Annotated in this window: 18 protein-coding genes; 9 read left to right on the top strand and 9 right to left on the bottom strand. The window is 48.3% G+C overall.

All coding sequences use genetic code 11. The features are described from left to right. Positions 1 to 13: 13 nt before the first annotated feature. A complete protein-coding gene (locus tag ACTJJJ_RS09415; protein ID WP_188928283.1) occupies positions 14 to 442 on the bottom strand; it encodes an FKBP-type peptidyl-prolyl cis-trans isomerase in 429 nt (142 codons plus the stop codon). 93 nt (positions 443 to 535) lie between these two features. Further along, positions 536 to 2,011 (bottom strand): proline--tRNA ligase, encoded by a 1,476-nt coding sequence (gene proS / locus ACTJJJ_RS09410; protein ID WP_188928284.1) that lies wholly within the window; start codon positions 2,009 to 2,011, stop codon positions 536 to 538. A 189-nt stretch (positions 2,012 to 2,200) separates the two neighbouring features. On the opposite strand from proS, the gene ACTJJJ_RS09405 reads away from it, so the two are divergent. Together ACTJJJ_RS09405 and ACTJJJ_RS09400 are read left to right on the top strand one after the other, a co-directional pair. Continuing rightward, the gene (locus ACTJJJ_RS09405) at positions 2,201 to 3,484 is read left to right on the top strand and encodes a hypothetical protein (RefSeq protein ID WP_426293986.1); all 1,284 of its coding nucleotides are present in this window, start codon (positions 2,201 to 2,203) and stop codon (positions 3,482 to 3,484) included. 103 nt (positions 3,485 to 3,587) lie between these two features. After that, positions 3,588 to 5,147 (top strand): OmpP1/FadL family transporter, encoded by a 1,560-nt coding sequence (locus ACTJJJ_RS09400; protein ID WP_426293987.1) that lies wholly within the window; start codon positions 3,588 to 3,590, stop codon positions 5,145 to 5,147. A 55-nt stretch (positions 5,148 to 5,202) separates the two neighbouring features. Here the strand turns inward: ACTJJJ_RS09400 and ACTJJJ_RS09395 are convergent, their stop codons facing one another. From ACTJJJ_RS09395 to ACTJJJ_RS09385, 3 genes are read right to left on the bottom strand one after another with little or no spacing between them, the layout of a single operon-like run. Then, entirely contained in the window at positions 5,203 to 5,706 is a 504-nt protein-coding gene (locus ACTJJJ_RS09395) for a shikimate kinase (RefSeq protein ID WP_426293988.1), read from the bottom strand. Between the two features lie 18 nt (positions 5,707 to 5,724). After that, the gene (locus tag ACTJJJ_RS09390) at positions 5,725 to 6,816 is read right to left on the bottom strand and encodes a BT_3928 family protein (RefSeq protein WP_188928289.1); all 1,092 of its coding nucleotides are present in this window, start codon (positions 6,814 to 6,816) and stop codon (positions 5,725 to 5,727) included. Positions 6,817 to 6,847: 31 nt separating this feature from the next. Continuing rightward, positions 6,848 to 7,393, bottom strand: coding sequence for a DUF1599 domain-containing protein (locus ACTJJJ_RS09385; protein ID WP_229222063.1), 546 nt, complete (start codon positions 7,391 to 7,393; stop codon positions 6,848 to 6,850). A gap of 84 nt (positions 7,394 to 7,477) precedes the next feature. Here ACTJJJ_RS09385 and folP point away from each other — a divergent pair, with 84 nt between their 5' ends. From folP to ACTJJJ_RS09360, 5 genes are all read left to right on the top strand, one after another. After that, the gene (gene folP, locus ACTJJJ_RS09380; RefSeq protein ID WP_426293989.1) at positions 7,478 to 8,329 is read left to right on the top strand and encodes a dihydropteroate synthase; all 852 of its coding nucleotides are present in this window, start codon (positions 7,478 to 7,480) and stop codon (positions 8,327 to 8,329) included. A gap of 37 nt (positions 8,330 to 8,366) precedes the next feature. Further along, entirely contained in the window at positions 8,367 to 9,170 is an 804-nt protein-coding gene (gene cdaA / locus ACTJJJ_RS09375) for a diadenylate cyclase CdaA (protein WP_188928292.1), read from the top strand. Positions 9,171 to 9,273: 103 nt separating this feature from the next. After that, positions 9,274 to 9,537, top strand: coding sequence for a 30S ribosomal protein S20 (gene rpsT, locus ACTJJJ_RS09370; protein WP_012779844.1), 264 nt, complete (start codon positions 9,274 to 9,276; stop codon positions 9,535 to 9,537). A gap of 168 nt (positions 9,538 to 9,705) precedes the next feature. Further along, a complete protein-coding gene (locus ACTJJJ_RS09365; RefSeq protein ID WP_188928293.1) occupies positions 9,706 to 10,980 on the top strand; it encodes a beta-propeller fold lactonase family protein in 1,275 nt (424 codons plus the stop codon). A gap of 139 nt (positions 10,981 to 11,119) precedes the next feature. Then, positions 11,120 to 12,733, top strand: coding sequence for an ABC-F family ATP-binding cassette domain-containing protein (locus tag ACTJJJ_RS09360; protein WP_426293990.1), 1,614 nt, complete (start codon positions 11,120 to 11,122; stop codon positions 12,731 to 12,733). Positions 12,734 to 12,826: 93 nt separating this feature from the next. Here ACTJJJ_RS09360 and ACTJJJ_RS09355 read toward each other — a convergent pair whose 3' ends face one another. The 3 genes from ACTJJJ_RS09355 to ACTJJJ_RS09345 all read right to left on the bottom strand — a co-directional run bounded on the left by ACTJJJ_RS09355 (position 12,827) and on the right by ACTJJJ_RS09345 (position 16,057). Continuing rightward, entirely contained in the window at positions 12,827 to 13,558 is a 732-nt protein-coding gene (locus tag ACTJJJ_RS09355; protein WP_188928296.1) for a class I SAM-dependent methyltransferase, read from the bottom strand. A 94-nt stretch (positions 13,559 to 13,652) separates the two neighbouring features. After that, entirely contained in the window at positions 13,653 to 14,288 is a 636-nt protein-coding gene (locus tag ACTJJJ_RS09350) for a gluconate 2-dehydrogenase subunit 3 family protein (RefSeq protein ID WP_188928298.1), read from the bottom strand. A 29-nt stretch (positions 14,289 to 14,317) separates the two neighbouring features. Continuing rightward, entirely contained in the window at positions 14,318 to 16,057 is a 1,740-nt protein-coding gene (locus ACTJJJ_RS09345; protein ID WP_188928300.1) for a GMC oxidoreductase, read from the bottom strand. Between the two features lie 107 nt (positions 16,058 to 16,164). Between ACTJJJ_RS09345 and ACTJJJ_RS09340 the strand changes: the two genes are divergently transcribed. Beyond that, positions 16,165 to 17,181 carry an L-threonylcarbamoyladenylate synthase gene (locus ACTJJJ_RS09340; RefSeq protein ID WP_426293991.1) on the top strand — a complete coding sequence of 339 codons (1,017 nt, stop codon included), beginning with the start codon at positions 16,165 to 16,167 and terminating at the stop codon, positions 17,179 to 17,181. Positions 17,182 to 17,187: 6 nt separating this feature from the next. On the opposite strand, the gene ACTJJJ_RS09335 is transcribed toward ACTJJJ_RS09340, so the two are convergent. Then, positions 17,188 to 18,615: an ATP-dependent DNA helicase gene (locus ACTJJJ_RS09335; protein WP_426293992.1), complete on the bottom strand. Its 1,428-nt coding sequence runs from the start codon at positions 18,613 to 18,615 to the stop codon at positions 17,188 to 17,190. Between the two features lie 157 nt (positions 18,616 to 18,772). Here ACTJJJ_RS09335 and ACTJJJ_RS09330 point away from each other — a divergent pair, with 157 nt between their 5' ends. Continuing rightward, complete coding sequence (locus ACTJJJ_RS09330; protein WP_426295913.1) at positions 18,773 to 19,195, top strand: CBS domain-containing protein; 423 nt, start codon at positions 18,773 to 18,775, stop codon at positions 19,193 to 19,195. The last annotated feature ends 13 nt before the right edge of the window (positions 19,196 to 19,208 follow it).

Here is a 19,208-nt window from a genome sequence, read left to right as displayed (position 1 = left end):
CTTTATCGGACTATTAGTTGATACCAACCAGTTCCAGTTCAAAAATAAGGTCCTGACCAGCTAATGGGTGGTTTGCATCCAGCACCACGTACTCCTCAGTCACTTCTCTCACAACAACCGGGATAACCTGGCCACCGTCCTGGTGCATATTCAGTGTTCCTCCGATTTCCAAAGGGATGTCAGCCGGAATCTGTGCACGTTCGAATTTGACGATCATTTCTTCGTTCAACGGCCCGTATGCTTCCTCGTTAGGAATATTGATCGTTTTTTTATCGCCGATTACCATGCCGGTCACACCGTCGTCGAATCCCTTGATGACCTGTCCGCTTCCCAGCGTGAAACTCAAAGGCTCCCGTCCCTCGGAAGAATCAAAAAGTTGCCCGTCCGGTAAGGTACCTTTATAATGTACCAGCACTTTGTCACCAGCCTTTGCCTGACTCATAGTTCTATATTGATTTGGTTAAAAAAGTATTCGTGAAAGGTTTCCCGGAAAGTCTTTCCGCGAAAAAACTTTCACGAATAATGAAAATATAAATTAGTATGCCCGGGCGAAAACCACACGTCCTTTCGACGGTTTGCCCGAGTAAATGCAAACGCCCTCTTCGGCCTCCTGGTCGAGAGGAATACAGCGGATCGTTGCCTTGGTTTCTTCCTTGATCTTATCTTCGGTCTCGGAAGTTCCATCCCAGTGCGCAAGTATAAACCCGCCTTTGGTATCTAGAATACTGTTGAATTCTTCAAACGAGTCAACCTTATAGGTATTCTCTTCGCGGAAAGCCAATGCCTTGTCGTAAATGGCTTGCTGTATATTATCGAGCAGATCCTGAATGTAAGTTGCTATACCTTCGATTGAAACCGTTTCTTTGGTTTTAGTATCGCGGCGCGCTACTTCTACTGTCCCGTTTTCAAGATCACGCCCGCCCATCGCAAGCCTTACAGGCACACCTTTCAGCTCATATTCGGCAAATTTGAAACCAGGTTTGTTGTTATCACTGCTGTCATATTTGACGCTGATGCCCAGCTTTTTAAGCTGCTTTACAATTTCTCCTACTTTTTCGGAAATCTGCGCAAGCTGCTCCTCGTTGCGGTAGATCGGAACGATTACCACCTGGATTGGCGCCAGTTTAGGAGGTAGTACGAGACCTGCGTCATCGGAATGGGCCATCACCAGAGCGCCCATCAGCCGCGTGCTCACGCCCCAGGAAGTTCCCCAAACGTAATCGAGCTTGCCTTCCTTGTCCTGGAATTTTACATCGAATGCGGTTGCGAAGTTCTGGCCCAGGAAGTGGGAAGTACCTGCTTGCAATGCCTTTCCGTCCTGCATCATCGCTTCAATACAATAGGTATCTTCTGCACCCGCAAAACGCTCGTTGGCAGTTTTAACACCCTTTACAACTGGAAGGGCCATCCATTCTTCGGCGAATTGCGCGTAAACTTCCAGCATTTGCTTCGTTTCTGCGATTGCCTCTTGTGAAGTGGAGTGCGCAGTGTGGCCTTCCTGCCAGAGGAATTCGGCCGTACGCAGGAACAGGCGCGTACGCATTTCCCATCGTACCACGTTTGCCCATTGGTTGATCAGCAACGGCAGGTCCCGGTAGGATTGGATCCAGTTTTTGTAGGTGCTCCAAATGACCGTTTCGGAAGTCGGACGCACGATCAGTTCTTCTTCAAGCTTCGCCTCAGGGTCAACGATTACACCTTTGCCGTCAGGATCGTTTTTAAGACGGTAATGCGTCACTACGGCACATTCCTTGGCAAAACCTTCCACGTGTGAAGCCTCTTTGCTCAGGTACGATTTCGGGATGAAAAGTGGAAAATAGGCATTTGTATGGCCTGTTTCCTTGAACATGTCATCCAGCGCGCGCTGCATTTTTTCCCAGATAGAATAACCGTAAGGTTTGATCACCATACAGCCCCTTACCGCCGAGTTTTCGGCCAGGTCGGCGCGTTTCACTAATTCATTGTACCATTCGGAGTAGTTTTCACTTCGTGTTGGCAAGGCTTTACTCATTACTTTGTATTATTTTGGAATTGAAATGGAGTATTACGTTAATCCGAGCCCATTTTTCAAGGCAGTTGCAAAGATAGTTTTTTATGTTAACTTTGGAATTAATGTATAGTTACGCACGTTTACTTCGTATTGGGAACGCCTTTTTTAACTACATTAGCAACAAACTTTTAATCCTTAAAAGCCATGAGTATGTTCAATAAAGCAAAATATTTGTCTTTACTGGTGCTGTTGGGAGCTTGGGGATGTACTTCAAATCAATATGCATCACGATCAGGCGACGGATATGATGATCTCTACGGAGGTAGTTCCGGTGGAGGCCTCGTGTTGACGGACAGGGGTGCAGACCAGGAAGTCTCCCGTCTGGACAATCCGGATTATGCCTACACGGGCAAGAACTCCGAAAACGGTACATCCGATTATTACGACGAAAATTATCTGTCATCCAGAGGTCTTAAGCGTCAGGTTTCGACAGATGTCGGTTACAATGCCGGTTTTGTCGACGGATATAATTCAGCCAGCCTTAATAACCCTTATTACGGTGGTTTGGGCTCGTATTGGCCTGGAAGCTATGCAGGTCTGTCGCTTAACTTCGGTTACGGTGGTTTCAGAATGCGTCCTTCGTTCGGCTTCGGTTACGGGTCGATGTTCGGCTACTCACCATGGGGCTACGGCAGTATGTTGGGTTACGGAGGTATGATGGGCTATGGCTACGATCCATTTGGATACAGTCCATGGGGATATAGTCCTTGGGGTTATAATAGCATGTACGGTTGGGGTGGTGGATATTACGATAGCTTCTATGGTGGTTACGGCTATTCGCCCTGGGCTTACAGCCGCCCTGTTATCGTGATCAATAACCCAGAAAGAGGTATTTCAAGAACTTACGGTCCACGTGTGGTGGATGCGAGCAGAAACCGTGGCAGTGAACGTTACAATTCCAATTTTGTGAACTCTTCACGCTCACGTTCCGAAACTTCAACGAGAGGTAGCCGGGATGGTAACCGTGTGATTTCGGGCGATACATATTCTTCGCCGAGATCGGAACGTTCAGGGCGCGGCAATGCTGTGGCTAACGGGGGCGGAAGAACAAGCGGGGAATCTTACGGCTCCCGCGCCGTAGTGGATGGCGGTAATACTTACTACTCACGTCCGCGATCTGCAAATTCAAGCAATTATTCGTCCGAAGGCGGAAATACCAACGGTGCAAGCTACTATTCGTCTCCTCGTTCTTCGAGAAGCTCTTCTACTTACAGCGCACCGTCATACAATAACAGTACGCCATCGAGGAGCCAGTCGGATTACAGCACGCCGAGTAGAAGCTATTCGACACCAAGAAGTGAATCGTATAGCGCGCCGACCCGTACTTACAGTCAGCCGTCGTACAGTGCTCCTTCCAGAAGTTACAGCGCGCCATCTAGCAGTGGCGGCGGTGGTGGTGGTAGTTCGAGCCGTTCTTCGAGAGGTCCAAGATAATCTACGATTGTCCTGAAACAGAGATAGTCAAGTCAAACCCTGCAAAATGTCATAATTTTGCAGGGTTTTCGTTTAAATTGTATTGAAATAAGTATTAACTGCCATGTCGAAAACATATTCAGGAATTGCGTTCCTATTTTCGCTGCTCGCATCATCTGCGGCATTTGCCCAATACGCTACCGACGCGCTTCGCTATTCAGAAATTAATCAAACCGGGTCAGCCCGTTTCCAGGGACTCGGTGGAAACCATGCGTCTATCGGAGGTGACCCAAGTTCCATTCACGGTAACCCAGCTGGTTTGGGTTTTTATACCAGGTCGGAGCTCACGCTTAGCCCGGCAGTAACGATCGCAGGTACTAAATCCAACTACCTTGGAAATGACACCAAAGAGAGCAGTAGCCTATTTAACATTCCCCAGGCCTCGGTTGTGTTCGCCAGCCAGCCGGGATTTCAGCGTAAGTGGAAGCGGTCAGCGTTCGGGATTTCATTCTCCCGGCAACAGTCATTTCAGAACGGATACACCTACGGTGGGCGCAATAACAACAGTGCTTACATCGATAATGTCTTGGAGAATATCAATAATGCGAATCCCCGATATACCACAGATGAGCTCTCGAAAGGTTTGCAAAACGGCACGAATGGAGAACAAATTGCAAACTCGTTGCCAGCGGCGTATTATCATATGTATCTGATCAATCCTACAACGCCAGACGGGTCTCCATTCCAAGCCATCGACGATAGGAGTGTAGTAGACCAGACAGGCACATTTACCTCCAAAGGCGCTACTTCGCAATGGACCCTGGCCTACGCTGGAAACTTGAACGACAAGTTTTATCTGGGTGGTAATATTGGTTTCAGTCGGATCAGGTACGAATATTCGAATACATTCAGTGACGATTATGTCAATAGTCCGGCATTGACCTATATTGATCAGTTTGAGGACTTTACGGTCCGGGGGAGTGGCGTCAACCTCTCGTTGGGCGCTATTTATAGGTTCAATCCCATGTTCCAGATCGGGGGAACGCTTATAAGCCCGACTTTCAGTGCGATTAAGGAGACTTATAGCCAAAGCGTAGGCGCGGGATATGTCAACGGAAAGGTAAAGGATGCCGATGGAAAGTTGATAACGCCTCCTTACACTTCGCTTGCTGTTGTTCCCAATGATTTTGAGTACAACCTGATAGGCCCCATACGCGGCAATTTTGGTGCCACGGTGTTATTTCAAAACAAGGGCTTTCTGACAGCCACAGTGGAATATGCGGGTTACAGTGAGATGCGGCTGAGAACCAGCTTCCTAGATGCCGACGGCAACCGGAATTTTAAGAACGATAAAAATGCGGAAGTGAAAGATACTTTCCGCAATACGGTCAATTTCAGATTGGGCGGTGAAGTCAGGGCAAATATCTTCCGGGCAAGGATCGGAGGTGCGTACATTTCGGACCCTTACCTGACGCGCGACGACGGCATCGATCGAAGTAAAATTCTGGCTTCGGCGGGTGTAGGTGTGCGTACGGACCGCTTTTTTGTGGATTTGACAGGAACCTTTACGACTTACAAGTCGGCCTATACGCCCTATTATCTCAACAATCCCAACAACTATGCATCCGTCGAGATTACCAACCGCCCGGTAAATGTAATGGTGACAGGCGGCGTGTTCTTCTAATCCTATTTTGTAGAGCCTATAATCGTAAAAACCTGTGGTGAGCAGGTTTTTACGATTATAGCAAAGGTGTGAGTATTTCCAGCAAATGGCTGACGTCTATTTCTCCTTTCAATGTAAAATCAGCCTGCGAGTAGTAGGGGAGCCTATCGGTAATGCGGCTTTGCAATGTATCGACAAGTGAAGTTGCACCGGACAGGATGGGGCGGTCGTCTTTGCCGTGGTTTTCGATCCTTCTTGCGAGATCTTCCGCAGGAACATCCAGGAAAATGCTGACGCCCATTTCCCGGATCAGTTTCATATTGTCGAAAAAGCACGGTGTTCCTCCACCGGAGGCCAGTACAATACCTTTTTGGGAAGAGGTTTCTTTCAAAATCCTGCTTTCGACTTCCCTGAAATAGGGTTCCCCCTTTTGCGCGAAAATGGCAGAAATCTCCATTCCCTGATCTTTCTCGATCAGCTTATCAAGATCTGCGAATTGGTAGTTCAATGCCCGGGCGAGCTTTTTGCCCAAAGTTGTTTTGCCGGATGACATCATTCCGACTAGGATAATATTCTTCATCTGGGTTGGTGTAGGGCATTATTTGACAAGATCCACCACTTCTTCGGCGGTAGGCGTGTCGTTGTAGTGCCATTTGCCTTTTACAACGCCGTCTTTCAACAGCCACAAGCCGGGGTTTGACCGGGAAATGGTTTTCAAGACAGTCGCGTCGACATAATAATAGGGCGCGGTTAGCTGGTGCTGCGAAAGGAAGTTTGCTATGTCTGCGCTGTTGCCCGAGGTGAGGATGACCGGCTCCACACCCTTGCTTTTGACCGCGTTGATGAGCTTGTTGATATCCGGCAACGCAGCAGTGTTAATGTCCGTCAGGCTTTTAATGATCAAAAAGAGCTTTTTGCCCTGGAATGTACCTTCGGTGAAATCGCCGGCATCGTTCCAGACTTTGTAATCGGTGATCTTGGGCTTGGCGTCCTCGTTGAGAACCACCATTTCCGTGAATTTTAGCGTAGTGTCACTCGGATACTGCTCATATTTAACTGTTTTGCCGTCTTTTTCAAAAATATACAAATAGCGTAGCGGCTCCGAAGGCTTCATCTGCGCGGGAATGCTGGCACCCACCCGGTAGGGCAGCATATCTACAATAGGTAAATGCCTTAATGAATACACGGCGACACCCAGCGAAACCAGCGTAGAAATCACCACGATGATACCGGTAGGATAGGATTTGAATTTTTTCCTGTAATATACGATTACCAATATCAGCCCCAGCAGGAATATATCCTTGCCAAACGAGGTCCACGGCGTGAGTTTAATCGCCGCACCGAAGCAGCCGCAGTCGGTCACCTTATTGAAATAGGCCGAGTAGAATGTTAGGAATGTGAAAAAGACAATGATCGCCAGCAGCAGCCAGGATATTGTTCTGGGCTTGTAAGCGACCAGCAGCGCAATGCCCAAAACCACCTCGGCCGTGCAAAGGAAAACCGAGAAATACAGCGCCAGCGGCACGAGTGCCATGAAAAAATCATGCAATGCGGGAAGATCGGTCGCGAAAACCTCAAAGTATTCTTCCAGTTTATACTGTGTCCCGATCGGGTCATTCAGCTTGATTATTCCGGAAAAAATGAAGAGTAATCCTACTACAACTCGTGAGATCTGGGCAAAGATTTTCATTGCAGGTTAGACGGCGGTTTGGAGTGTCTTGTTAATTGGTTTTTAAGGCATTCGATTTGATCAGGCAGAATACCGAATAGTTGATTATATCCTGGTAGCCAGCTTTTACACCCTCGGAAACTAGGGTAAGTCCCTGATTGTCTTCGATTTGCTTGATCCTTAGAAGTTTCATGAGAATGATGTCGGTCATGGAGCTCACACGCATGTCGCGCCACGCTTCGCCATAATCATGATTTTTATTAAACAACAATTCCTTTACTTCGTTCACCTGCTGATTGTAAACAATTGTTAATGCCGAATCGTCGATCGGTCGTTGTTCCTCTGCCGCGCCGATCTGGATCAGTGCCATCACGCAATAATTGATGATCCCGATGAACTCCGAAGACACATCCTCATTCACTTTCTGCACGCCTTTGTCCTGGATGGTACGGATGCGCTGGGCTTTGATAAAGATCTGATCTGTAATGGAAGGGAGCCGCAGGATGCGCCAGGATGTTCCGTAGTCCTTGTTTTTTTTTGTAAAAAGATCTTGGCAATACTGAATGATTTCCTGATATTCCGATTCTGTGGATTTCACTGTTTCAAATGAGTTAGAGACTTTCAGACGGTAGGAAGAGAATGCTTTGATATTCATTCCTTTGCCTGTTTTTGAAAAGAATTTATGCTGCAAGTTAGTAAAAAAACGCTCAATATCCGGGGCACACTGCTCGATCTGTCGGCGCCTCTGGTGATGGGCATTATCAATATCACTCCCGACTCGTTTTACTCCGGGAGTCGGGTGGTTTCGTCGGATCAGATTGTCGAAAAAGCTGGTCAAATGGTGTTGGACGGGGCGGCAATGCTCGACATTGGCGGCTACTCCACACGCCCGGGAGCCCGCGATGTGAGCGTCGGGGAGGAGGGCGATCGTATCGAATCGGCGGTGGAACCACTAGCTAAGTATTTTCCCGACCTGATCATTTCTGTTGATACCTTTCGGGCCGAAGTGGCCGAAAGAGGCATTGGCAAAGGCGCCCATGTCGTTAATGATGTCGCCGGCGGCACCCTCGATGATGCAATGTTTGAGACTGTCGCCCGTCTGCGCGTACCGTACATATTAATGCATATGCGCGGGACGCCGCAAACAATGAACCAACTGACAGCCTACGAGCGCCTGGTGCCGGATATTCTAAGGGATTTGAGGCAAAAAGCGGCGGTTCTGCAAAGCAAAGGAGTTGGCGACCTGATCATCGATCCGGGCTTCGGTTTTGCGAAAACCATCGCACAGAATTTCGAGCTGATGCGGGAGCTGGACCAATTTAAATTGCTCGGTTACCCGGTACTGGTGGGCATTTCACGCAAGACGACAATTTATAAAACACTTAATATTTCGCCAGAGGAATCGTTAAATGGCACAACGGTGCTCAATACCCTTGCGTTGGAGCGGGGGGTGTCGATCTTGCGCGTGCACGATGTGAAGCCGGCCGTGGAAGCGGTAAAACTATGGATGGCCGCCGGTAACTATCCAAATTAAAATAGTAATTTAGTCGCTCTAAAATATCACCTTTCGTATGCGTGTGGGTTTTCTGAACATCAATTGGGCTGATATCCTGGATGTTTTTTTAGTGTCCATTCTTCTTTATCAGGTATATACCCTTGTTCGGGGAAGTATTGCAAGCCGGGTTTTTCTGGGGTATTTGTTTGTATATGTCTTCTACCTGGTCGTTAAAGGGCTTGGCCTGGGCCTGCTGACGGCCATCCTGCAATACTTTATGGGCGTGGGAGCAGTAGCTTTGATCGTGATTTTCCAACAGGAGATCCGCCGCTTTCTTCTGATCATTGGAAAATCGACGATTTACACCAACAATGGTTTTCTTAAAAAGATCATCGGCAGCTCGATGCTGGATTTCAAGGTCAAGAACCTGAAAGAAGTGATCGACGCAAGCAAGACGATCGCCGCTAATTTCACCGGTGCGCTGATTGTATTGAACAAGCGTGATGATCTGGGTAAATATGTGGAAACCGGAGAGATGCTGGATGCGAGGGTTTCCAAGCCGTTGCTCGTGTCCCTTTTTAATCAATATAGCGAGCTGCACGATGGTGCGGTGATAATTGTCGACGGCGTTTTGAAAGCTGCGCGCTGCGTATTGCCCGTCGCCGACGGAGTAGACGTGCCTTCTTCATTGGGTTTTCGGCACCGGGCAGCAATGGGCATGAGTGAGGCTACCGACGCGATTGTGATCGTGATCTCAGAGCAAACCGGTAAGATATCGCTGGCAGTAGAGGGCGAGCTTCATAGCAATATTCCCTATAACGAGCTCGAATCCCGTATAGAGGAGTATCTGGCTTCGGATGTTCAGCGTATGCCGAAGTAGATTATTTAAGTTGAAAATATATTTTGAAAGGAAATTTGGCGTTTTGAGTTGCAATTTCTATTTTTGCAGACTGAAATGAGAAATAGAAAAATATTCATTACCAATGGCAAATCATAAATCAGCTTTAAAAAGAATCCGCGCTAACGAGACTAAGCGTTTGCGTAATCGTTACCAGCACAAGACTACTCGTTCATACATCAAGAAATTGCGTGAAACGTCTGATAAGGCAGTAGCTGTTGAAGTATACAAAACTGTATCTTCAATGTTGGACCGTTTGGCGAAGAAAAATATCATCCACAAGAAGAAAGCTTCTAACCAGAAGTCTAAACTGGCGAAATTCGTCAACGGACTTGCTGTTGCAGCGTAATTTTTACTTCCTGTGATCCGAAACCCCGGCAAATGCTTGCCGGGGTTTTTCTTTTTATTGTATATTGCGAATTCTGAAAAGAACCTTGCAGGGTATAAATGTCCCTGCAAGGTTCTTTTTGATGTAAACTCAAATTGTTCAAACCACCTAAAACTTAAATTCTTTTCTATGAAAAAAGTTGCATTCTTTGCTGGTTTGGCTGCGTTGGGAAGCATCCCGGCGATAGCCCAATCACCCATTACATTCAATGCACGGGGCTTGGTAGTAGTGTCTGATGCCGATTTGGCAGCTTCTGCATTGGTGGATGGGAAGCTATTAAGAGACAACACATCAAAAGACCAACTCACGACCATCAAGTTTCCGGTGGAAAGAGGAAGCAGAGGCCTGGGGACTGCCCTGGTTTCCAATTCAGCGCTGGGTTATTCCAAAACGCTGGCCGTGTCCCCGACGGGAACCCTCGCATTTGTGCTTGAAAACCGGATCAGACCCGAAGACGGGGTAGGTGAGTATAAAGACCTGTCAAAAGATTTCCCCGCAGGAGAAAAGCTGTTTGTGGTCGATATCAGTAATCTGGCGGCACCGAAAGCTAAGTTCGGCTTCCCGGTTGGTAAAAAGCCGACGGCTATTGATGTCAACAAGAACGAGCTGATTCTCTCTACCAGCGATACCGGCAAAGAACTGGTGTTTATTGAGGCTGGCCCGGACGGTAAGCCGGCGCGTTTTTTGAACCTGCCTGCGGCATTAGATACGACTAGTCGGATTATAGACGTTTCGTGGCATCCATCAGGCGATTTCATTGCATTTACCCTCGATAATTCCAATGAAGTTGGCTTGTACAAAGTGATTCGTGAGGCAGGCAAGCTGAAAAACGTGGAGATGGTAGGAAAGCCGGTAAAAGTGGGTGTTGATCCTTCTTTCGGAAAATTCACCGCCGACGGAAAGCATTATCTTGTTCTTGACACAAAAGGCGCGCAAGGAAAAGGTGCTGGGGAAGGGGAAGTCATTGTGGTTGATTTCTCCATGGATGGCGCCGTTGAGCACAAAGTGTCCGGACAAGCACCGGCAGGTCTGAATACCGGTTCGTTTGCATTGAGTCCCGATGGTACATTGCTTGTAACCGCGAACGCAGGCAAAAGTGGCTCGCCATGGGCGGAAGCAGGCGCTGGCACAGGCGCTTCACTCTCATTGTATAAAATAGCTGCCACCGGCGCGTTGACAAAAGTGGCCGATTATCCATTCGATGGCATTTATCCGCAAAGCGTAGCATTCGATAAGGACGGCTCCAACCTGGCAGTTTCTGTATTTGAATACCTCGAATACGGCAGCGGTAATGGTGGCGTCGAATTCTGGTCGGTAAGCAAAGGCGATACGCCGGCTTTGAAAAAGCAGGGGGCAAAAGTGAGTGTGGCCAAAGGGGCACACACATTGCGCGTGATCCCTTGATCAGTAGCAAATAGCCCATTTTAATAGGCAGGCCGGTATGTTACCGGCCTGTTTTGTTTGTATTTAGTCCTCCCAAGGATGCTAAATCAGACCGATTTTTGTAATTTTGCGGTCTCATTCATAAATAATCAATTTACAGATGATTACGGTTCAGAACGTATCGCTGCGATACGGTAAAAGGGTATTGTTCGATGAAGTAAATATAAAGTTTGTCCCTGGTAACTGTTATGGCGTAATTGGTGCCAACGGAGCCGGGAAATCAACATTTTTGAAGATTCTTTCAGGTGAAATCGAGCCGCAGACAGGGAATGTAAGCATGAACCCCGGCGAACGGATGACGTTCCTCAAACAGGACCAGTTCGAATTCGACGCCTATTCTGTGATGGATACGGTGATCCTCGGTCACGAGCGCCTTTACAAAATAATGAAGGAGCGTGAGGCGATTTATGAAAAGGAAGAATTTACCGACGCTGACGGCGAAAAAGCGGCTGAACTCGAAGCCGAATTCGCCGATCTGAATGGCTGGGAGGCTGAAACCGAAGCTGCACAACTTCTGAGTGGCCTTAGCCTGGGCGAAGATCTGCACCATTCGCTGATGGCCGACCTGAATGCGAACGATAAAGTGCGCGTGCTGCTCGCGCAAGCACTTTTCGGTAACCCCGATGTGCTCTTGCTCGATGAGCCTACCAACAACCTTGACGTTGAAACGGTATTGTGGCTGGAAAACTTCCTGGCAGACTTCAAAAATACGGTAATCGTGGTTTCCCACGACCGTCACTTCCTCGATGAAGTTTGTACACACGTAGTGGATATCGATTTCAGCAAAGTACAGATGTTCTCTGGTAACTATTCATTCTGGTACCAATCGAGCCAACTTGCATTGAAGCAGCGCCAGGATGCCAATAAAAAGTCGGAGGACAAGCGCAAGGAATTGGAGGAGTTTATCCGCCGGTTCAGCGCGAATGCCTCTAAGTCGAAGCAGGCTACGTCCCGTGCCAAGCTTTTGGAAAAACTTACTGTGGATGATATCAAGCCTTCGTCCCGTAAATATCCTTATATCGCTTTCAAATCGGAGCGTGAGGTGGGTGACCAGATTCTCCGCGTGGAAGGTCTTTCAAAAACTGCCGAAGACGGTACCAAGCTGTTCGATAACCTTACCTTTACCATTAATAAAGGCGATAAAATTGCATTTGTGAGCCGCAATGTAATGGCGATCAGTGCATTGTTTGACATTGTGAGTGAAGTGGATAAGGCTGATAAAGGAGATTTCACCTGGGGGGTTACCATTACGAAATCCTACTTCCCGAAAGATCCCGGACAGTTCTTTGATGTAGATTTAAATCTGGTAGACTGGCTGCGTCAATATTCCGACGAAAAAGACGAAAGCTTCATCCGGGGCTTCCTGGGCCGGATGCTTTTCTCTGGTGAGGAGTCGTTGAAAAAGGCGAAAGTACTTTCAGGAGGCGAGAAAGTGCGTTGTATGCTCTCGCGTACAATGCTCTCGGGTGCGAACGCATTGGTACTCGATGACCCAACCAATCACCTCGACCTCGAATCGATCACGGCCTTGAACAACGGGCTGATCGACTTTACGGGCGCATTGCTGTTCTATTCTCACGACCACCAGTTCGTCGAAACCGTTGCAAACCGCATTATCGAGATCGGACCTAAAGGCATTCTCGACAAGCTGATGACTTACGACGAGTTCCTGACCGACGAGACCGTGAAAGAGCAGCGTCAGAAGTTGTATTGATTTTCAGTCGGGAGACCACTCTGCGGTCGCCTATAAAAACGAACGCCCCGTTTCGAAACGGGGCGTTCGTTTTTATACAAGAAGATATTATTCTCAAAAAATAGAGAGTTGCTTGTCGGTTTTTTGCGTCAGTACCGCGTAAGAGCTTGGTTTAATACCCCTTAAAAAAGGTACCATATTTAACAATGCGAATTTGATTTTCGTAATGTAATACGCCGATTTATTCTTCCCATAAAGCAGTTTTAACACATCATCGTGATAGAAGTAGTTAATATCATCTTTCACTTCAAAGTTTTCCGACTTCAACAAAAACCGGAACAATGAAGGTGTGTAAATATTAATGTGTCCGTACGAGAGGAAATGCGTCAGCTTCCGGTCCACATAGAACGAAAAGTCTATGGGTACTTCAAAAATCTGGTATTTCGATACCCTTTTGATTTCCCGCAGTAACATTCTCTCATGCTCCACGTGCTCCAATACGTGCGAGCACACGACCAGGTCAAAATGATTATCGGGGTAAGGAATCTGGTATCCGTCGAACAAGAGAACATCGTGAAGGTTTTTGATGTTCTTGGACTTGATCTGCTCGATCCCGCTTTCGGAAATTTCAATGCAATTGAGGTCGTCGCAAAAATTGAGTTGCGATAACCAGTTAAGCACACTTCCCTCACCCGCACCGACTTCCAGCACATTTTTGAATTGAATTGATTTAGACAACTCGATGATATTAAGCGCCTTATAACGCGCACCAGTGTTGCGCCATTTTACAGAACCTTCATTGTACTGGCTTGAATAGGAGTCTTTTATGTTTTCAGATAACTGCATGTGTAGAATGTCGAGTTTGCCTCAAAGTTAAGAAAAGTGCGCCATTGACATTCAATGGCGCACTGCTTACTCCCAACATTTTCAACGGGAACCCTTAATCGTAGCTCAAACCGTATTGTTTCAGTACATCTTCGGGTACACCTTCCCACACATTAGGCGTGTTACCTTTGTAACCAAGATCAGCGATACCGATTTTTGAGGTGTAGAAACCGGAAGCTGTCAGGTTACGCATAAAATTGAAGAATGCCACACCCTGGCTGTGGATCGGTTTTGCTTTCTCAGGATACGCAATATCATCCACGATCTGAATCTGCTGTGCCTTGGTAGCGAGTGTAAATCCCTTGCCGAAGCGGTTGAGCGATTCTCTTTCGAGCCATCTCAAACCTCCGCGCAATGGCGTTTGGTGTTGAGGCATATCCTTGACGATGAAGTCGATAAACTCGACCACACCTGCCTGCGATGCGCTCGGGGATTTGTCGTCGGCCGGGATGATAATGTCCACCAAAACCTTGATCGTAGCCAGCTCTGCTACCGTCAGGAACTTCTCCTTAGCTAGTTTGGCATCACGGATTGCTTCCTCCTTCGTCCTTCCTCCCGGAATTTTAAGCGGGGTTTCCGGCGGGTTTTGCGTGTCGAGCTCACGTTGCTCGGCAAGGGCCACCTGCGGGCTTAACGCCACCATTCCCAGGGAGCTCAATGTCAATGACTTTAATGAATCTCTGCGTTTCATATGAGTATGATTTGAACAGGGTTCAAATGTTAAATATTTTTCTGTTTAACCTGATTGATAATGTATTCCGAAGCACGCATCGATAGCGCCAGGATAGTCCAGGTCGGGTTTTTATCGGCCTGTGAGACGAACGAACCGCCGTCTACGACAAAAACGTTCTTGGCATCGTGTGCCTGCGAGAATTTGTTCAATGCGGAAGTTTTCGGATCGTCGCCCATGCGCACGGTTCCTACTTCGTGAATGATACGTCCTGGTGCTGCCAGGCCGTAGTTGGTATCTGCGCCCGGTTTGGTTCCGTTCGCTACGCCACCCAGCGCGTGGATCATCTCCTCGAAAGTATCGTGCATGTGCTTTGCCTGTTTGATTTCATAATCAGACCATTTGTAATGGAAACGCAGTACAGGAATACCGAATTTATCCACAACATTCGGGTCGATCTCGCAGTAGTTATTATAATCAGGCACCGCCTCACCGCGACCGGCCATACCGATGTTGGCGCCATAGAAACGACGGTAATCTTCTTTCAGCGAGGAGCCGTAGCCGCCTGCCGCTTTGGTTACACCATCTTTGGTCGGATACTTGCCATTCAGGTTTTCAATGCCTGAACCGAAACCGTAGCTCGGCATACCCATACCGCCTCCATACTCGATGTGGTAACCGCGTGGGAAGTCGAGTTTTTTGTTGTCAAGCCACCAGGGAGTGTACACGTGCATACCGCCTACGCCATCCTCATTGTAACGCTTGCGGTCCATCAGGTGAGGCAGGAATGCGCCGCGTGAAGCACCGGTCGAGTCGTGCAGGTAGTGGCCTACCACGCCGCTTGAATTCGCCAGACCATTTGGATGGCGGGCTGATTTCGAGTTGAGCAGCAGACGTGAAGATTCCGCGGCACTCGCTGCGAGTACGACAACTTTTGCTTTGATCGTATGCTCGGTCAGTTTTTCACGGTCGATGTAGGAAACGCCTGTTGCCAAGCCTGTCGTTTGATCGGTAAGTACCTCGCGGCACATGGCATTGTTGATCAAGGTTACGTTACCGGTTTTGATCGCAGGGATACACAATACCGACGAGGAGGAGAAATCCGCATATGCCTGGCAAGCGCGTGAGCATTGGCTGCAATAGAAACAAACCCCGCGCTGGTCGTTAATAGGCTTGGTAAGGATCGACAGACGCGAGGGAATTACCGGAATATTTGCCTTTTTACCTGCCTGTTTCAGGAAAAGCTCGTGCAGGCGCGGCTTCGGCGGAGGTAGGAAGATTCCGTCCGGTTCGTTATCAAGGCCTTCGACGGTGCCAAAAACCCCAATCAACTTATCGACCTGGTCATAATAAGGCTTTACATCGTCGTAGCTGATCGGCCAGTCATCGCCGAGCCCGTCAATGCTTTTTCTTTTGAAGTCTTTTGGTCCGAAACGCAGGGAAATACGGCCCCAGTGGTTGGTCCGGCCACCAAGCATCCGGGACCTGAACCAGTCGAATTGCGTTCCGTTCTTGCGTGTATAGGGTTCTCCCTCGATTTCCCAACCTCCCCAGGCAGCATCGAAATCACCGAAAGGGCGGTGGGTACTGGCACCACGACGGGGCGATTCGTACGGCCATTTCAGCTGGGTAATGTATTTTGGATCGGCAGGATCGAAATATCCACCTGCTTCCAAAAGAGCCACCTTGGCACCCGCTTTCGCAAGTTGATAAGCTGCCATTCCGCCTCCCGCGCCCGAGCCGATGATGGCGACGTCGAAAACGGCAGGTTGTTCTTTGATTTGAAACATAGTAAAGGGTTGTTTAGATAGTACTATTTAACCAATAAATATAAACACGTATCAGGTAACGGAGCGCCTACTTTCAGACATTCAAGGTCTATTTAAAAACAATCTAAATGCGGATACTCGGATTTCTTCCGCGCCGCCGTATTTTTGTATTTTTAAAACAGAATCATACTTTGGCAGTTACGGGCAGCGACCTTCATGTCGCAAAAGAATTTCTGATAAAAGGCGAATTAGTAGCCATTCCTACCGAAACCGTGTACGGGCTGGCGGGCAATGCATTGAACGAAAAAGCAGTACTTTCTATTTTCGAAGCAAAGAACCGGCCCGCATTCGATCCGCTCATTATTCATACTGATTCGATCGAGAAAGCGGCTATTTACGTTTCGGACATCCCCGAAAAAGCGCGGGTACTCGCCAGCCGTTTTTGGCCCGGGCCGCTGACTTTGCTGCTGCCCAAAAGGGACATCGTGCCGGACCTGGTTACCTCGGGGCTGGATACGGTTGCCGTACGAATTCCTAACCATCCGCTGACGTTGGAGTTGCTCTCTCAGCTAAGTTTTCCCCTTGCCGCTCCGAGTGCAAACCCATTCGGATACATCAGTCCTACCAAACCTGAACACGTCAATCAGCAGCTCGGCGACCGCATTCCCTACATTCTGGACGGCGGAGAGTGCGAGGTAGGGATCGAGTCGACAATATTGGGTTTTGAAAATGATGAAACGATTGTCTACAGGCTGGGTGGGCTTGATATCAATGAAATCGAATCGCTGATAGGGCCGGTGGTGCTGATGCCGCATTCTACGTCCGACCCGAAGGCGCCGGGAATGCTCAAAAGCCACTACGCCCCGCGAAAGCCATTACATTTATATAGAAGGGATGATATTGTGCCAGGCGGTGCCGAAACAGGCTACCTGATGTTTGACCGGTACCTGGAAGGGGCCGACCGGGAATACCAGCGCCTGCTCAGCCCGAACCGCGATCTGAAAGAGGCGGCACATAACCTGTTCGCATATCTGCGCGAGCTGGATACGCTACCCGTTTCAGAAATCAAAGTAGAGCTGGTGCCTTCCAGCGGGCTCGGACTGGCTATTAATGACCGCCTGCAACGCGCTTCCGTGCCTGCCTGACAGGGGCTATTTGAAAAATTGCTGGTGAAAATTCATCAGGAAAACTTCGTCGGTGGCGCGGGTAATTGCCGTATAAAGCCACCTGATAAATTCGGTGTTGATCTGTTCCTCTGGCAAATACCCCTGATCGATAAACACTGCGCTCCACTGGCCGCCCTGCGCCTTGTGGCACGTAAGGGCGTAAGCGAACTTGACCTGCAATGCATTCAGATAAGGGTCTTTTCGCAACGCCTCGACGCGGTCTTTTTTAGATTTAATATAGAAATAATCCTGCTGCACGCTTTCGTAGAGCTTCTTATTATCTTCTGCGGACATCGATGCCGAGGGAGAGTGCAATGTGTCCAGGAAAATCTTCGCGTCGAATTCGGGTTGTTTTTCGTAGTCGGTCAATCGCAGCGTTACGTCTGCGAAACGGAAACCGTGTATTTCCTGTGTTTTGCGGATTTTCAAAAGCTCCACAAAATCACCATTTGCGATGAAACCGGCAGGAGAGTCTTCGTCCAGGATATTGTAGTTGTTGCGCACAACCATTAGCCTGTCGCCGGCATCGAGCTCGTCTTCCGAGAAATTAATCACCCGCCGGATGTACTCATTATATTGAACCGCCGATTTGTTTGAACGTGTCAGGATAATGGAGTTCTCAGTCCCATATTTATCGTAGGCGTACCGTAGGCCTTCTTCCAGCTTTTCGCCGGTCATTTTAAAAACATCGCGGAAGGAGCGGGTGGTAATATGAATATCCGCCGCCCCGGCACTGAGTTGACTGCGCAATTGGGTCGCATTGAAAAGAATACCCGATTGCTCGTCCTGGCGCATGACCTCCTTTAATTCCTCCTGAAAAACAGACATATAAAATGTTCTTTCCAGATAATCACCGTCCAGCGCCGGGCTCAGCTCCTTTCCGACTGGCGGCAGCTGCGCGGTATCACCCACAAGCATCAGCTTGTTGCCCGGGTTTTCGAATACAAATTCAACCAGATCCGCCAGCAGGCTTCGACTTCCGAAATCAGCTTCGTCGGTAATCATGGATGCCTCATCGACGATGAAAAGGGTGTTATCGTGGTAATTTTTCTGCCGTTGGAAAGTTAATGTGCCCGAAAATGCATCGGCGGTTTGTTTGTAAATCTTCTTGTGGATCGTGAGCGCGATCTTTTCAGAGTAACCCGACATTACCTTCGCCGCCCGGCCGGTGGGCGCCAGGAGTACCGATTTATACCCGAAGTTTTTAAGGACTTTGATAAGTGTGCTGATGATCGTGGTTTTGCCCGTTCCCGCATATCCTTTGAGCAAAAAACAATCCCGGTAACGTTCCAGGCCCTTTTCTTCGACAAGGAAATTATTGGTCAGCTCAAAGAAGCGAAGCTGCCCGTCGGTAGGTTTGAAAGGGAATTGTCTGCGCAGTAATTGGGAAGGCAAAAGTTTGTCGGTGTCCATGGAACGAATCTAGCGCAAGGATTTTGAATATCAAAAACGGGATTTTTTTACAAAATAATACTCAGAATTTATTGGATTTTAATAGGCTAAATCCATATATTAGACTCCCTTATCTGAAAATCCCCAAACCTAAACATCTATGCTGGTACAACATGTAATGGGCAACAAGCCTGTCAATGCGATTTGGTCGGTTACGCAGGACAACACAGTGTTTGAGGCTCTGGAACTCATGGCCGAGAAGAACATTGGGGCAGTTTTGGTAATTGAAGATAATGAATTGATCGGTATCTTCTCCGAGCGCGACTATGCCAGGAAAGTGATATTACTCGGACGCGGCTCGAAAGATACGCTGATCCGCGACGTAATGACCAGTAGGGTGATTACCGTGGAGACGGACGAGAAAATCGAGGAGTGTATGCAGATCATGTCCGACAAGCATATTCGCCACCTGCCCGTGAATCGCGATGGTCAGCTAGTCGGTATTATTTCGATCAACGACATCGTTTCCGCGATCATTAACGAGCAGAAAGAGCATATTAATACCCTCGAAAGCTATATCTCCGGAAGCCCGTACTCCTGAGCGCCGGCCCATT

It is taken from the genome of Dyadobacter sp. 22481 (assembly GCF_052044875.1).
Taxonomy (GTDB): Bacteria; Bacteroidota; Bacteroidia; order Cytophagales; family Spirosomataceae; genus Dyadobacter; species Dyadobacter endophyticus.
The sequence above is the reverse complement of the archived record's forward strand: the minus strand, read 5'-3'. Positions and strand labels throughout refer to the sequence as shown.